Source organism: Fulvivirga lutimaris (genome assembly GCF_009711525.1).
GTDB lineage: Bacteria > Bacteroidota > Bacteroidia > Cytophagales > Cyclobacteriaceae > Fulvivirga > Fulvivirga lutimaris.
The window spans coordinates 1-388 of the sequence record NZ_SMLV01000028.1; the positions used below are offsets into that span (position 1 = coordinate 1).

The 388-nt window shown below is 35.8% G+C and carries 1 protein-coding gene; it reads right to left on the reverse strand.

All coding sequences use genetic code 11. The features are described from left to right. Positions 1 to 49: 49 nt before the first annotated feature. Positions 50 to 388: 50S ribosomal protein L19 (rplS, locus tag E1140_RS00050; protein WP_155177924.1), on the reverse strand; the 339-nt coding region annotated here is incomplete at its 5' end.

The following is a 388-nucleotide window of genomic DNA, read 5'->3' on the forward strand; positions in this document are numbered from 1 at the left end:
AAAAGGCTTGTCAATTGACAAGCCTTTTTTGTTGTTGTTTAGTAAGAGATTACAATTTCTCTTTGATTCTTGCAGCCTTACCTTGTCTACCTTTCAAGTAGTACAATCTAGCTCTTCTTACTTTACCCAATCTTACCACATCAATTTTCTCAATGTTTGGAGAAAGGATAGGGAAAATTCTTTCTATTCCGATACCGTTAGAAACTTTTCTTACTGTGAAAGTCTCACCAGCTGAATTAGGGTGTCTTCTCTGAATAACAGTTCCTTGAAACTGCTGAATTCTTTCTTTACTACCTTCTTTAATTTTCACGTGAACATTAACTGTATCACCTGCTTTGAATGAAGGATGGGAGTTTCTTCTTTCTCCCTGTTCTGCTTCTAATGCTTT